The sequence below is a fragment of the Lysinibacillus sp. GW823-FHT06C08 genome, from assembly GCF_058795135.1.
Genome location: NZ_JBXAHN010000004.1, coordinates 49,313 through 62,440, shown reverse-complemented (window position 1 = coordinate 62,440; position 13,128 = coordinate 49,313). Strand labels below are relative to the sequence as shown.

General features: G+C 39.6%; 16 protein-coding genes. 14 read left to right on the top strand and 2 right to left on the bottom strand.

Features of this window, described 5'->3' with window-relative positions; translation table 11 throughout:
* Positions 1 to 113 precede the first annotated feature (113 nt).
* A complete protein-coding gene (locus AC1Q6O_RS11995) occupies positions 114 to 1,340 on the top strand; it encodes an aspartate kinase (protein WP_089985735.1) in 1,227 nt (408 codons plus the stop codon).
* Positions 1,341 to 1,430: 90 nt separating this feature from the next.
* On the opposite strand, the gene AC1Q6O_RS11990 is transcribed toward AC1Q6O_RS11995, so the two are convergent.
* Positions 1,431 to 1,865 carry a YslB family protein gene (locus AC1Q6O_RS11990; RefSeq protein WP_008179166.1) on the bottom strand — a complete coding sequence of 145 codons (435 nt, stop codon included), beginning with the start codon at positions 1,863 to 1,865 and terminating at the stop codon, positions 1,431 to 1,433.
* Positions 1,866 to 2,137: 272 nt separating this feature from the next.
* Between AC1Q6O_RS11990 and AC1Q6O_RS11985 the strand changes: the two genes are divergently transcribed.
* The 13 genes from AC1Q6O_RS11985 to AC1Q6O_RS11925 all read left to right on the top strand — a co-directional run bounded on the left by AC1Q6O_RS11985 (position 2,138) and on the right by AC1Q6O_RS11925 (position 12,405).
* On the top strand, positions 2,138 to 2,746 hold the full coding sequence (locus AC1Q6O_RS11985) for a succinate dehydrogenase cytochrome b558 subunit (protein WP_008179164.1): 609 nt from the start codon (positions 2,138 to 2,140) through the stop codon (positions 2,744 to 2,746).
* Between the two features lie 65 nt (positions 2,747 to 2,811).
* Positions 2,812 to 4,566 carry a succinate dehydrogenase flavoprotein subunit gene (gene sdhA, locus AC1Q6O_RS11980; protein ID WP_008179162.1) on the top strand — a complete coding sequence of 585 codons (1,755 nt, stop codon included), beginning with the start codon at positions 2,812 to 2,814 and terminating at the stop codon, positions 4,564 to 4,566.
* Between the two features lie 5 nt (positions 4,567 to 4,571).
* Positions 4,572 to 5,351: a succinate dehydrogenase iron-sulfur subunit gene (gene sdhB / locus AC1Q6O_RS11975; RefSeq protein WP_008179159.1), complete on the top strand. Its 780-nt coding sequence runs from the start codon at positions 4,572 to 4,574 to the stop codon at positions 5,349 to 5,351.
* Between the two features lie 248 nt (positions 5,352 to 5,599).
* On the top strand, positions 5,600 to 6,064 hold the full coding sequence (locus tag AC1Q6O_RS11970; RefSeq protein ID WP_492401429.1) for an acyl-CoA thioesterase: 465 nt from the start codon (positions 5,600 to 5,602) through the stop codon (positions 6,062 to 6,064).
* A 188-nt stretch (positions 6,065 to 6,252) separates the two neighbouring features.
* Positions 6,253 to 6,474: a helix-turn-helix domain-containing protein gene (locus AC1Q6O_RS11965; protein ID WP_004226437.1), complete on the top strand. Its 222-nt coding sequence runs from the start codon at positions 6,253 to 6,255 to the stop codon at positions 6,472 to 6,474.
* Between the two features lie 74 nt (positions 6,475 to 6,548).
* Positions 6,549 to 7,001: a MarR family winged helix-turn-helix transcriptional regulator gene (locus AC1Q6O_RS11960; protein WP_008179154.1), complete on the top strand. Its 453-nt coding sequence runs from the start codon at positions 6,549 to 6,551 to the stop codon at positions 6,999 to 7,001.
* A 10-nt stretch (positions 7,002 to 7,011) separates the two neighbouring features.
* The gene (racE, locus tag AC1Q6O_RS11955; protein WP_008179152.1) at positions 7,012 to 7,809 is read left to right on the top strand and encodes a glutamate racemase; all 798 of its coding nucleotides are present in this window, start codon (positions 7,012 to 7,014) and stop codon (positions 7,807 to 7,809) included.
* A 131-nt stretch (positions 7,810 to 7,940) separates the two neighbouring features.
* Positions 7,941 to 8,687, top strand: a complete 747-nt coding sequence (gene rph, locus AC1Q6O_RS11950) for a ribonuclease PH (RefSeq protein WP_025114540.1) — start codon at positions 7,941 to 7,943, stop codon at positions 8,685 to 8,687.
* 1 nt (position 8,688) lies between these two features.
* Positions 8,689 to 9,282, top strand: a complete 594-nt coding sequence (locus AC1Q6O_RS11945; protein WP_089985737.1) for an XTP/dITP diphosphatase — start codon at positions 8,689 to 8,691, stop codon at positions 9,280 to 9,282.
* Positions 9,283 to 9,294: 12 nt separating this feature from the next.
* A complete protein-coding gene (locus AC1Q6O_RS11940) occupies positions 9,295 to 9,798 on the top strand; it encodes a metallophosphoesterase (protein ID WP_025114542.1) in 504 nt (167 codons plus the stop codon).
* A gap of 70 nt (positions 9,799 to 9,868) precedes the next feature.
* Positions 9,869 to 11,383: a protein adenylyltransferase SelO gene (locus AC1Q6O_RS11935; protein ID WP_492401341.1), complete on the top strand. Its 1,515-nt coding sequence runs from the start codon at positions 9,869 to 9,871 to the stop codon at positions 11,381 to 11,383.
* A 100-nt stretch (positions 11,384 to 11,483) separates the two neighbouring features.
* On the top strand, positions 11,484 to 11,657 hold the full coding sequence (locus AC1Q6O_RS11930) for a DUF2639 domain-containing protein (RefSeq protein ID WP_008179143.1): 174 nt from the start codon (positions 11,484 to 11,486) through the stop codon (positions 11,655 to 11,657).
* Positions 11,658 to 11,715: 58 nt separating this feature from the next.
* A complete protein-coding gene (locus AC1Q6O_RS11925) occupies positions 11,716 to 12,405 on the top strand; it encodes a YqjF family protein (RefSeq protein ID WP_008179141.1) in 690 nt (229 codons plus the stop codon).
* Positions 12,406 to 12,446: 41 nt separating this feature from the next.
* On the opposite strand, the gene AC1Q6O_RS11920 is transcribed toward AC1Q6O_RS11925, so the two are convergent.
* Positions 12,447 to 13,115 (bottom strand): hypothetical protein, encoded by a 669-nt coding sequence (locus AC1Q6O_RS11920; RefSeq protein ID WP_492401338.1) that lies wholly within the window; start codon positions 13,113 to 13,115, stop codon positions 12,447 to 12,449.
* Positions 13,116 to 13,128: the final 13 nt, after the last annotated feature.

Genomic DNA, 13,128 nt, shown 5'->3' with positions numbered 1-13,128 from the left:
TACATGTTATAGGCAGCTTTCACGTTTTGTGAAGGCTGCCTTTTTAGTTTTCTAGAGGCTGTTTTACACCTCATTTTAGGTGAATTACATGACTGGAAAGGAGAACAAAAGAAATGTCTAGAATAGTAATGAAATTTGGAGGGGCTGCTTTAGCATCGCCCGAACAAATTCAAGAGGCTGCACGAAAAGCAATTGCTGAAAGAGATAGAGGATTCGATGTGGTAGTAGTAGTTGGTGCGATGAGACAAACGATACAGGATGTGAAAATGAGCGTACTTCATTTCACGGATGATGTGTCAAAACGTGAATTAGATGCAGTTGTATCTTCATGCTCTCAGTTATCAAGCTCCGTATTTGCCATTGCAATACAAGAAGCTGGCTATAATGCGGTGTCACTAACAGGCTGGCAGGCTGGCATTTCCACGGATCATATGCATAGTCATGCAAGGATCAATCATATCGATGTTAGCCGTATTGATGAACATTTGCTGCAAGGACAAATCGTCGTTATTGCTGGAGATCAAGGCATTGACAATGACCAAAATATAACAACGCTTGGGAAAGGTGGAACCGAAACGACAGCCGTTGCACTTGCTGTTGCATTAGATGCTGAACGGACAGACATTTACACGAATGTTGATGGTGTGTATACAGCAGATCCACGCTTTGTTGTAAAGGCACAAAAACTACAGGAAATCTCCTATGATGAAATGTTAGAGATAGCACATTTAGGATCACACATCATTCATCCACGTGCAGTGGAGTTAGCTAAAAAGTTCCAAATGCCAGTGATCATACGCTCTAGTTTAGTGGAGTCAGTAGGTACTTTATTGAAGGAGGAAGTAGAGATGGAGAAAAATTTAGTAGTGCGTGGTGTTGCCTTTGAATCAGATGTTATTCGTTTAACAATTGGGTATGATGCTTATTCACATGCTTCATTAGCGGATATATTTTCAACTCTTGCTGAAAATCGCATCAACGTGGATATCATTGTTCAAGCAATCATTGATGGATTAAAACCAACTGTGTCCTTTTCGATTTTGAAAGAAGAATTTGCAGAAGCTTTACGTGTTTTAGAGGATAGTAAAGTATCACTTGGCTTTAGCTTTGCTGATTTCGAAATTGGATTGGCGAAAGTTTCGATAGTTGGCTCCGGTATGGTCTCGAATCCAGGTGTCGCTGCTCGCATGTTCGATCGTTTACGTCGTGAGAATATCCCTGTGAAGATGGTGAGCACCTCAGAAATTAAAGTGTCTGTTGTAGTACCACAGAATGAAATGATTCGTGCAGCAAATGCATTGCATGATGAATTTAATTTAGAGCAGGCTCTTTACATATAATAATAGAAGAAACAGCATTTTCTGTAATTGTCCGAAATAAAAGGAAGGATTGTCATCCCGTTTATTGAATGGGGAGACAATCCTTTTTTGTTACTCTGTTGGAATCGTATGCATAATTCGTTCCTTCACGTCCCATTTGACTGTAAACATAACGTAATGTTGCTTTTCACGTTTTTCATCATAACATTCTGTTAAATAGCCTTTAGCTAGCTGAATCTGTTCAGCTATAAATCCTGCTTCAAGTCTGAAGCTGCGTTGTTTGATTTGCAAGATTTCAGGGTCGTTTGTCAACTGGAAAATACGTCCGTCCTTCGATTCTTTCATTAGCTCTAATGTACCCCAACAGGCATCTGCGAAAAATGCGATTAGTTCGTCTTGACTTTTACATGGAAACTTGCGCGCAAGCTCTTTACCTGCCCAATAAAGGACATCATCCTCATGTTTACCGAGTATAGAAGATAGAATATGATCGCGAATGATCTCATAACCAAAGGATGAGATTGTAGGAGATGGAGTGTTTAACATTGTTATCCTTCTTTCTTAGAATTTTCTTATAATTTAGCGTTAATAAAGTAATGGTAGATTTTTCGAGAAAAAACGACGCATTATGCACTAGATTAGTTCTTTAATAAGCTCTATGAAAAACTCCGAGTTGCCTTGACGCTCGTAGCTCTTGAGAGTACAATAAACATGTCATAATATTGTACCATGATGAAATACACAGTCAATGAAGTATCATTTACAAAATGATGACTTCTTTTGTTGTGCTATTTTAAGTACTAAGGGGGGTAACAGTCTTGTCGAAAGATCGAGAGTTTTTATGGCGTCGCTTACATTCTCTACTTGGGATCATTCCAGTAGGTCTGTTTTTAACGATGCACCTGTTCATTAACTTTACAGCAACAGGCGGGGCAGATAGTTATAACGATGCTACCGCAGTAATGGAAAAGATTCCATTCCTTATCCTAGTTGAATGGATTGTCATCTATATTCCATTGATGTTCCATGCATTTTATGGAGTGTTCATTGCATTCACTGCTTCACCAAACACAGGACGTTTCAGCACATACCGTAACTGGATGTTCTCATTACAACGTTTCACTGGTGTATTCCTAGTGATTTTCATTGCATGGCATATTTTCCAAACTCGTATTCAAAAAGCACTTGGAACACACGTTGATTACGACATGATGGCGAATATTGTTGCTAATCCATTCATGCTTGGGTTCTACATTGTTGGTATTTTATCAGCAACTTTCCACTTATCTAACGGTTTATGGGCATTCCTAGTAAGCTGGGGTATTGTACAATCTCCTCAGTCTCAAAAGATTGCTACTTACGTAACAAACATCATTTTCGTAATTCTAAGTGTAGTTGGTGTGGCTGCTATTTTAGCTTTCGTATAATTCAATAGAGCTACGATAGAGCACATGCAATCATTGCAATTTTTTAAGAGGAGTGAGAAATAATCATGGCGAAAAGCAAAGTAATTGTTGTCGGCGGTGGTCTTGCCGGTCTGATGGCAACGATTAAAGCAGCTGAAGTTGGTACTGAAGTTGATTTATTCTCATTAGTTCCTGTAAAACGCTCACACTCTGTTTGTGCGCAGGGCGGAATTAATGGTGCAGTAAATACAAAAGGTGAAGGGGATTCTCCATGGATCCACTTTGATGATACAGTATATGGTGGGGACTTCTTAGCGAACCAACCACCAGTTAAGGGTATGTGTGATGCAGCACCTGGCATTATCCATTTAATGGACCGTATGGGTGTTATGTTCAACCGTACACCAGAAGGATTATTAGATTTCCGTCGTTTTGGCGGTACTTTAATGCACCGTACAGCTTTCTCTGGTGCAACAACTGGTCAACAATTACTATATGCGCTTGATGAGCAAGTTCGTTCTCATGAAGTAGCTGGTTTAGTAAATAAATATGAGCACTGGGAATTCCTTGGTGTTATTATCGATGAAGACGGCGTGTGCCGTGGTATCGTAGCGCAAGATATGCGTACAGAAGAAATTAAATCATTCCGTGCAGACGCTGTTATTATGGCGACTGGTGGCCCTGGTATTATTTTCGGTAAAACAACAAACTCTGTTATTAACACAGGTTCTGCTGCTTCTATCGTTTACCAACAAGGTGCTTCATATGCGAATGGTGAGTTCATCCAAATTCACCCTACAGCGATTCCTGGAGATGACAAAAACCGTCTAATGTCAGAATCAGCTCGTGGTGAAGGTGGTCGTATTTGGACTTATAAAGACGGTAAACCTTGGTACTTCTTAGAAGAAAAATACCCAGCTTACGGTAACTTAGTGCCACGTGATATTGCAACACGTGAAATTTTCGACGTTTGTGTAAACCAAAAACTTGGTATCAATGGCGAGAACATGGTATACCTAGATCTTTCTCATAAAGATCCACATGAGTTGGACGTTAAACTTGGTGGAATCATCGAAATCTACGAAAAATTCGTAGGAGATGACCCACGTAAATTACCTATGAAAATTTTCCCAGCAGTTCACTATTCAATGGGTGGATTATGGGTTGACTACAACCAAATGACTGAAATTCCTGGTCTATTTGCAGCAGGTGAATGTGATTACTCTCAACACGGCGCAAACCGTCTTGGTGCGAACTCATTATTATCTGCTATCTATGGCGGTATGGTTGCAGGACCAAACGCAGTAGATTATGTAAAACATCTTAAAAAGCATGCAGAAGATATTCCACAAGAGATTTACGATGCTCGCGTAACAGAAGAACAAGCGAAATGGGATGCTATCATGAAAATGGAAGGCACAGAAAACGCTTACTTACTGCATAAAGAGCTTGGTGAAATGATGACTGCTACAATGACTGTAGTACGTTACAATGATCAGCTTGAAGATACATTGAAAAAACTTGATGACCTTACTGAGCGTTGGAACAACATCAACATCAACGATACGCAAAAATGGAGTAATCAAGGCGCTCACTTTACACGTCAGCTTAAAAATATGTTAGTGCTTGCGAAAGTAATGACAAAAGGTGCATTATTACGTAATGAATCTCGTGGTGCGCACTATAAACCTGATTTCCCTAACCGTGATGACGAGCAATTCTTGAAAACAACAATGGCGAAGTTTGACCCAACTACTGGTAATCCAATCATCACGTACCAAGAAGTCGACGTTTCTCTAATCCCACCACGTAAACGCGACTACTCTGCGAAAGGAGACTAAAAGTTATGCAAATCGCAGCTAATACTGGAAGAATGGTTAAAGTTGAAATCTTACGTCAAGATACACAGGGCGGAAATAGCTACTGGCAAAAATTCCAAGTGCCTTACCGTCATGGTATGAACGTAATTTCTATTTTAATGGAAATTCAAAAAAATCCTGTTACTGAAAATGGTGAAAATACTTCGCCAGTATCATGGGATATGAACTGTTTAGAAGAAGTTTGTGGTGCATGTTCAATGGTTATTAATGGCCGTCCACGTCAATCATGTTCAACACTTGTTGACCAATTGACTGAGCCAATTAAATTAGAGCCAATGAAAACATTCCCTGTTATTCGTGACTTACAAGTTGACCGTGAACGTATGTTCAACGCGCTTAAAAAAGTGAAAGCATGGGTACCGATCGATGGTACTTATGATTTAGGTGAAGGTCCACGTATGCCAGAAGGTAAACGTCAATGGGCTTATGAATTATCTAAATGTATGACTTGTGGTGTATGTATGGAAGCATGTCCAAACGTGTCTGAAAAAGCTTCATTCATCGGGCCAGCTCCATTATCACAAGTACGTCTTTTCAACACTCACCCAACTGGTGCAATGATTAAAGATGAACGTTTAAATGCTATTATGGGCGATGGTGGCCTTGCAAACTGTGGTAACTCTCAAAACTGTGTTGCTGCATGTCCAAAAGGTATTCCTTTAACAACATCAATCGCTTCATTAAACCGTGCTACTACAGTGCAAATGTTCCGTAACTTCTTCGGTTCTGACCACTTCGTAGACTAATCGGACAAGCTGACTCCCTTACACTTAGTGTGAGGGAGTTTTTTATTGTGATATAAACATAGTTAGCATAGTTCAAGGAAAAACCATACTATAGAAAGAAAAGAGATGTAGCAATAAAATAAGGGAATTTTGGTTTTTCCTATGATAATATAGCATTTTCTTTTATAATGAATTTGTATTCATTATTTATGGGCTGTCTGAACCAAACTAAAAAAGATGGCCAATTAATTATAGGGGATGGTGCTAATATGAAAGCAAGTTATATTGAAGACTTCCAAGAGTGGGAAAAGGGTTTTTCCTTTTATAGTGAGGCACGAGTACGATTTTCAGAAACAGATATGTATGGACATATGAATAATACGGTAAGTTTTACATATTTTGAACAGGCAAGAATTGATTATTTCCGACATGTAGGTATTTTAATGCCATCTGTAGCTGATGAGAATGTAAAGAGTATACCGATTGTAGCAGATTTACAATGTGATTATGTAAAGCAGGTTTTCTTTGATGACGTGCTACGAATTTACACTAAAATAGCGAAAGTTGGAAGTTCATCAATGGATATTCATTATTTAGCAAAAAATCAAAGGGATGAAGTGTGCTTCACAGGTCGAGGAACAATTGTGCAAATGGACCCTCGAACAGGTAAAAGTGTACCGATTTCTAAAGAAGAAAGAGCGCACTGGATTAGTTTGGAAATTATCCCTCATTAAGTGAGTAGGGCTATTGCATAAATAATTATGAGAATAGTAGGAATTATGTTTTACATAAAATTTATGAAAATGTCGAAGCAATTTCCGAAATTTTTAAGGAAACATGTAATAATCATGCAAATAGCCGTCACCGCTTCAAGCCCCTTAACATAAGTTACAATACGTGCGGGGGAGGAGGGTGTAACTGAATGAATGGCTCTCATCATCGTTCTCTATTAACGAACCGAGAACGTGAAATATTTGCGCTTTTATTAGCTGAAAAAACAACGAGAGATATTGCAGAGCAGCTTGGTATTAGTGAAAAAACAGTGCGAAATCACATTTCCAATACAATTCAAAAGCTAGGTGTAACAAATCGATCTCAGGCGTTAATTGAGCTGTTACGCTTAGAAGAATTTAAATTAGACTAATGGACACTTGCTATTTCGTGAAAAAAACGACAAAATAGAACTATTCAACGTATTTTTAGGAGTGAAATAGTTATATGTCGGATGAAGTAACAAAACACTCACCTGAAACCGTTGCAACGGTTGAAAAGGAATTACGCTATATAGCGGCCATCGTGAAGCAAAAGGGAAGAGAAATTGTTTCCGACTATGCGATTACGCCGCCACAATTTGTTGCATTACAGTGGTTAGAAGAGCTTGGTGATATTACAATTGGCGAATTATCAAACCGTTTATATTTAGCTTTTAGCACGACAACAGATTTAGTGGACCGGATGGAGAAAAATGAATTAGTCAAGCGTATGCGTGATGAAAATGACCGCCGTGTCGTTGTTGTTCATCTTCTCGAAAAGGGCGAACGTATTATTCAAGAGGTTATAGAAAAAAGACAGCAATATTTGCAAGAGATGCTTGTAGGTTTTGATGAGCAAGAAGTCGCGCAATTATCAAGCTACCTAGAAAAACTACATGTACACATGAAACAGGATTGAGGCGGAAAGTATGAATGCCCCGATAGGCGTTATTGATTCAGGAGTAGGCGGGTTAACCGTAGCAAAAGAAATTATGAAGCGATTGCCAAACGAAACGATTTATTATATTGGCGATACAGCAAGATGTCCATATGGTCCAAGAAGCCGTCAGGAAGTACGGAACTTCACTTGGCAAATGGCGAAAGCGCTAGAAAAAATGAATGTTAAGATGCTCGTTATTGCTTGTAATACAGCGACTGCAGTAGCACTCGAAAGTTTACAAAGAAATATGCCTTTTCCGGTACTAGGCGTTATAAATGCTGGCGCACGTGCAGCTGTAAAGAAAACGAAGCGACATGAAGTCGTTGTGCTTGCAACAGAAGGAACAATTAAAAGTGGTGCATATGAAGAGGCCTTACTGTCACTTAATACGTCAACACATATTATTCCACTAGCCTGTCCAACTTTCGTTCCACTTGTAGAAAGTGGCGAATATAAAGGTGAATTTGCGACGAAGTTAATAGCAGAAGGCTTAAAGCCGTTGAAAAATCAACAATTTGATACGGTTATTTTAGGGTGTACACATTACCCTATTCTACAAAAACAAATTGAAGCTGTCGTAGGAGATGAAGTGAATGTTTTATCTTCTGCGGAAGAAACAGCAAAGGATGTTCAAGAAATGCTAGCTTATAATGGCACTTTAGCAAATGCAAATACAGTGCCTGCTCATAAATTTTTTGCAACTGGTTCTGTTCCAATTTTCCGTTCAATCGCTGAAAATTGGTTGGAGCAAGGTACTCTCGACATAAAACGCATTACATTAAAATAAAAAATCAGCTTAGCAATGGGCTAGGCTGATTTTTGCCGTTTTCAGCATTTTACATAATCATTGAGTACTTTTTTGAAGAAATAAATTATGATAAGATGAGGGCGCGAAAGTTTTTAGGAGGAACAATAAATATGACAAGATTTGATGGAAGAATGGCAGATGAACTGCGACCTGTAAAAATGGATGGGGAGTATTTATTACACCCAGAGGGCTCGGTCTTAATTCAAGTAGGAAATACAAAAGTAATTTGTACAGCAACAATCGAAGACAAAGTGCCTGGCTTTTTACGCGGGCAAGGGAAAGGCTGGATCACAGCTGAATATTCGATGCTACCTCGTGCAACAGCTCAACGTACACCGCGTGAATCATCTCGTGGGAAGGTCAATGGACGTACAATGGAGATTCAACGCCTAATTGGGCGTGCATTACGTGCTGTGGTCGATTTAGAGGCTCTTGGAGAGCGTACGGTATGGATCGATTGTGATGTGATTCAAGCAGATGGTGGCACTCGTACAGCCTCTATTACGGGAGCATTTGTTGCGATGACACAGGCAATTGCTAAATTTGCGGAAGAAAAGCCGTTCGTCAAGTTTCCTGTAACCGATTTTTTAGCCGCAACTAGTGTAGGGATTGTGGAAGAACAGGGTGCTGTTTTAGATTTAAATTATGTAGAAGATGTGGCTGCTGCTGTTGATATGAATATTGTTATGACAGGTGCAGGTCGCTTTGTGGAATTACAAGGTACTGGCGAGGAAGCAACATTCTCTCGTGAAGAATTGAATGATTTATTAGCACTAGGTGAAAAAGGCATCCAGCAATTAGTTGAGCTCCAAAAAACAGCGCTTGCTGAACAAGCAAACATGGTCGGAGGGAAATAATATGAAACAGGTAGTGATCGCAACAAAAAATAAAGGAAAAGCCAAAGATTTCGAAGCATTATTTGGCCCACTTGGTTATGAAGTTGTCACAATGTTTGAAGTAGCACCAGACATGGAAATAGAAGAAACAGGTACAACATTTGAAGAAAATGCAATCTTAAAGGCAGAAGCCCTAGCGAAAAATCTTGGTACCATTGTGATTGCTGATGATAGTGGTTTAGCAGTAGATGCATTAAATGGTGAGCCAGGGGTCTACTCTGCACGTTATGCTGGTGATCATGATGATGAAGCTAATATGGTGAAGCTGCTAGAAAACCTACAAGGTGTTGAAGATGGCAAACGTACCGCTCGATTCTGCTGCTGTATTGCTATTGCAGGTCCAGATTTTGAAACGACGACTGTATTTGGTACTTGTGAGGGCGTGATTGCACATGAGAAACGTGGTACGAATGGCTTTGGCTATGATCCAATCTTCTTTGTTCCAAGTCTAAATCGTATGATGGCTGAGCTTTCGCCAGAAGAAAAAGGTGCTATTTCTCACCGAGGTAATGCTATTCGTAAGTTGAAGGAGCAATTGCCGAATCTTATTAAATAAGAGGTGGTATTCATGAAAATACTTATCATGAGCGATACACATGGCGACAGTCAGGTGATCGACAAGGTTAGAAATTTTTATCCTGAAATAGATGTTTGCATACATTGTGGTGATAGTGAGCTTCCTTATGTACATGATGCATTAAAAGGAATGAAAAAAGTACGAGGGAACTGTGATCGGGAGGAAGCTTTTCCTGAGGAAGAAATTTTTACAGTCGATGGCGTAAGAATCTTGGTGACTCATGGTCATTTATTTAATGTGAAAAGTTCCATGCTGTCCTTAACCTATCGGGCAAAAGAATTGAATGCCCAAATTGTTTGTTTTGGTCACTCTCATATTCTCGGGGCTGAAATGATGGATCATGTTTTATTTATTAATCCAGGAAGCTTATTAAAGCCACGGGGTCGCAAAGAAAAAAGCTTTGCCGTGCTAGAAATAGAAGATTCGACTTTTACAGTGGAATTTTGGACGGATGATCAACAATGTATGTCAAGTCATACTTTCCAACGAAATTAATACGACTTAAAAATCCGCATTACTCTTCAAGTAAGCGGATTTTTATATGGGGTGGTAAAATTGACTAGGAATGAATGATGTTGAAATAGAAAAAATAAATAGAAAAGGTAACAAAGGAGAAAATATGGAAAAGACAATTGGCTGGAAAATGGACAATAGCTATGTTCAACTACCAAGTATTTTTTATTCCGGTATGACGTTAAACCCTGTTCGTTCACCCGAATTAGTCCTGTTAAATGAAGCGGTAGTTGCGTCACTAGGATTAAATAGTCAAGCTTTAAAAAGTGAAGAGGGCATAGCCGAATTAGCTGGTAATAAAGCCCCTGATGGTAGTATTCCTATTGCGCAGGCTTATGCAGGACACCAGTTTGGACATTTTAATATGTTAGGTGATGGACGGGCTCTTTTATATGGCGAGCAAATAACACCCTTAAATGAACGCATGGATATCGCACTAAAAGGGTCTGGCAGAACACCTTATTCTCGTGGTGGAGACGGAAGAGCCGCATTGGGGCCTATGCTTAGGGAGTACATCATTAGTGAAGCGATGTTTGCGTTGGGGATTCCCACTTCCCGAAGTTTAGCGGTAGTGAGTACAGGTGAAACGATTATCCGTGAAACTGATCTACCTGGCGCTATCCTTACGAGAGTTGCCAGCAGTCATTTACGGGTAGGGACCTTTCAATATGCAGCACAATGGGGTACAGATGAAGAACTCCAAATCTTAGCAGATTATGCCATAGAACGGCATTACCCAAATCAACACGGTGACACGAATCGCTATCTTTATTTATTGCAGGAAGTCATTAAAAAACAAGCATCACTTATAGCAAAGTGGCAGTTAGTGGGCTTCATTCATGGGGTCATGAATACTGATAATATGACCATCAGTGGGGAAACCATTGATTATGGACCGTGTGCCTTTATGGATGCCTATGACCCAGCGACAGTGTTCAGTTCAATTGATCGACAAGGGCGTTATGCGTATGGTAACCAGCCAAACATTGGTGGTTGGAACTTAACACGCTTGGCAGAGGCGTTACTTCCCTTAATTCATGAAAATCAAGAGCAAGCCATTGAACTTGCTCAAGCTACCTTAGAACAATATCCAAAGCTGTACGTTCAAAACTGGCTGAAAGGAATGCGAGCAAAATTAGGGTTATTCGATGAAGAGCAAGAGGATATGAAGCTTATAGAAGAACTTTTACAGCTCATGCAACAGGACAGAGCGGATTATACTAATACGTTCATCGCCCTAAGCTTTGACCAAATCGATAAAACCTCGTTATGGAAGTCGTCAGCATTTAAAGACTGGCATCAAAAATGGCTTGCACGATTAGCAAGACAGTCACAAACAAAAGACACGTCACAACAATTGATGCGTCAGCATAATCCCGCCATTATTCCACGTAATCACAGGGTGGAGGAGGCATTGGAAGCGGCTGTAGAGCGGGGAGACTATAGTGTGATGAATAAATTAGTGACAGCTCTGGCACAGCCCTTTGCCCACACGCATGAACAACAGGAATATGCTTCATTACCAGAACCGTCTAATCAACCTTATCGAACTTTTTGTGGCACATAAGTAGACAACGAGAGGAATGGCTCCTCTCGTTTTTTTATTGTGCAATGGCACCCTACACAAACCAAACGCATACCCTATGTATGAATAAAGGTAAAGGAGAATGGATTCGGTGCATAAATATTCAAAAGGTTGGTTTGTAAAAGAGCTACGAACACATGGCATTTTAGTACATCCACAACTTAAAAGTCATCTAGGGTTATTTAAAGAATCTGAATTACGAAATTTATATTATCGCTATGTAGAAATAGAAGCGGCTGAGCAGATTCAAAAATAGCTATATTGTTTGAATAACTCCTTTCTAGGAAAAAATGGGCATAGAAAGGAGTTTTACTATGTGGATGATAGCACAGACATGGCAGGATGTCCTATTTTTACATTGGCCAGTATCACCCCCAGAATTAGAAAAACATATACCTCCAGAACTGACGCTAGATCTATTCGCAGAAGATGCCTGGGTAAGTGCGGTACTTTTTAAAGTCCATAGGCATCGCATGCGATTTCTACCACCCATTCCTGGCTTGAATACTTCCTTACAATTGAATGTACGAACATATGTAGAATTTGAGGGCAAGAAAGGAATCTATTTTTTTCATTTAGATGTGACTAATTATGTCTTCTCAAAAATAACGGCATTAGTCAGCTTACCCTATCGATACTCAAAAATTGAAGGAAAGCAAAGGGATAATGACAACACCTATACGAGCTATTATAAAACATTGGATGAAAGATTGAGGGTGTCCTATACAATAGGGAACAACACTCAAACTAATTTTGACCAATGGCTTGTAGAACGTTACCATTCATGGGCAAAATGGAACGATACATTATTTCGTATTGATATTCAACATACACCGTGGGACTTACAACAAGCTGAAGTAAAGATTCAAAGCAATACGTTAGCTTCTTTTATGAAGGGAACCTTTCAAGGGACACGACCCATTGCACATTATGCAAAGACAAAAGAGGCAAAAGTTTTTCCTCCAGTGATTGAACAACGGAAAACAAGATCTATACAAAAATAGACCTTGTTTTTTGTAAGTGAGAGAAAAAAACTGTTTTTATTTTAAAAGAGATAACAAAATTGCATGACAATAGCGCCGGCAATCATATCTGACATGGCAAGTGCCTCAGCCTCAACTTCATCAAATATGTCCACGTCAGCTTGATAATCTTTTTGAATCATGGTCACAGCTTCATTCTTTGTTAAAGCCAAATGCATATAAAACATCTTTTGTACGGCCTCCATACTTAAATAAGGATTGATCGTATGCAAAAATTGTGCAATATCGTCAGCATTACGATACCAATCTCTCTCTTTTGCCTCAGCCGTCGCTGTATCTCCTTTAGTAGCAGCAGTCACTAACTGAGCTGCAATCACAAGATGCTCTTTAATTAAAGCTGCATATCGATCTGCTATAGAGTCACCATAAAAGGGACGGAGGCAATTCCCTAAATCGGTTGCATTTCGTAACAAACGCTGCTGTACAAAGGGTAAATCGGGCAAATTGAAAACGATGCTAATAATCGTCATCCGTGTCCAATTTACATGCTCCATCCACAGTAGCCGATTCATCGCCATATAATCCGCCTCTGCTTTACTAATACAGCGTCGATTATCAGCTGAACGTAAAAAATGACGAATCGGTGCTGTGTATTGCGTAGAGGGGGATTGATACAATTGGCTTAATGAAAACCCATTTGAATAAGGGTACAAAACCTCACTCCTTTTCATTCTTTTTCCTACA

Bases quoted from the DNA above. Each gene is read 5' to 3' on its own strand.
- AC1Q6O_RS11995 (WP_089985735.1), top strand. From the start codon at position 114: ATGTCTAGAATAGTAATGAAATTTGGAGGGGCTGCTTTAGCATCGCCC.
- AC1Q6O_RS11965 (WP_004226437.1), top strand. From the start codon at position 6,253: ATGAATGGCTCTCATCATCGTTCTCTATTAACGAACCGAGAACGTGAA.
- AC1Q6O_RS11920 (WP_492401338.1), bottom strand. From the start codon at position 13,115: ATGAAAAGGAGTGAGGTTTTGTACCCTTATTCAAATGGGTTTTCATTA.
- sdhA (WP_008179162.1), top strand. From the start codon at position 2,812: ATGGCGAAAAGCAAAGTAATTGTTGTCGGCGGTGGTCTTGCCGGTCTG.
- AC1Q6O_RS11930 (WP_008179143.1), top strand. From the start codon at position 11,484: ATGGATTCGGTGCATAAATATTCAAAAGGTTGGTTTGTAAAAGAGCTA.
- sdhB (WP_008179159.1), top strand. From the start codon at position 4,572: ATGCAAATCGCAGCTAATACTGGAAGAATGGTTAAAGTTGAAATCTTA.
- AC1Q6O_RS11960 (WP_008179154.1), top strand. From the start codon at position 6,549: ATGTCGGATGAAGTAACAAAACACTCACCTGAAACCGTTGCAACGGTT.
- AC1Q6O_RS11970 (WP_492401429.1), top strand. From the start codon at position 5,600: ATGAAAGCAAGTTATATTGAAGACTTCCAAGAGTGGGAAAAGGGTTTT.
- AC1Q6O_RS11990 (WP_008179166.1), bottom strand. From the start codon at position 1,865: ATGTTAAACACTCCATCTCCTACAATCTCATCCTTTGGTTATGAGATC.
- AC1Q6O_RS11940 (WP_025114542.1), top strand. From the start codon at position 9,295: ATGAAAATACTTATCATGAGCGATACACATGGCGACAGTCAGGTGATC.
- AC1Q6O_RS11925 (WP_008179141.1), top strand. From the start codon at position 11,716: ATGTGGATGATAGCACAGACATGGCAGGATGTCCTATTTTTACATTGG.
- AC1Q6O_RS11945 (WP_089985737.1), top strand. From the start codon at position 8,689: ATGAAACAGGTAGTGATCGCAACAAAAAATAAAGGAAAAGCCAAAGAT.
- rph (WP_025114540.1), top strand. From the start codon at position 7,941: ATGACAAGATTTGATGGAAGAATGGCAGATGAACTGCGACCTGTAAAA.
- AC1Q6O_RS11935 (WP_492401341.1), top strand. From the start codon at position 9,869: ATGAATGATGTTGAAATAGAAAAAATAAATAGAAAAGGTAACAAAGGA.
- racE (WP_008179152.1), top strand. From the start codon at position 7,012: ATGAATGCCCCGATAGGCGTTATTGATTCAGGAGTAGGCGGGTTAACC.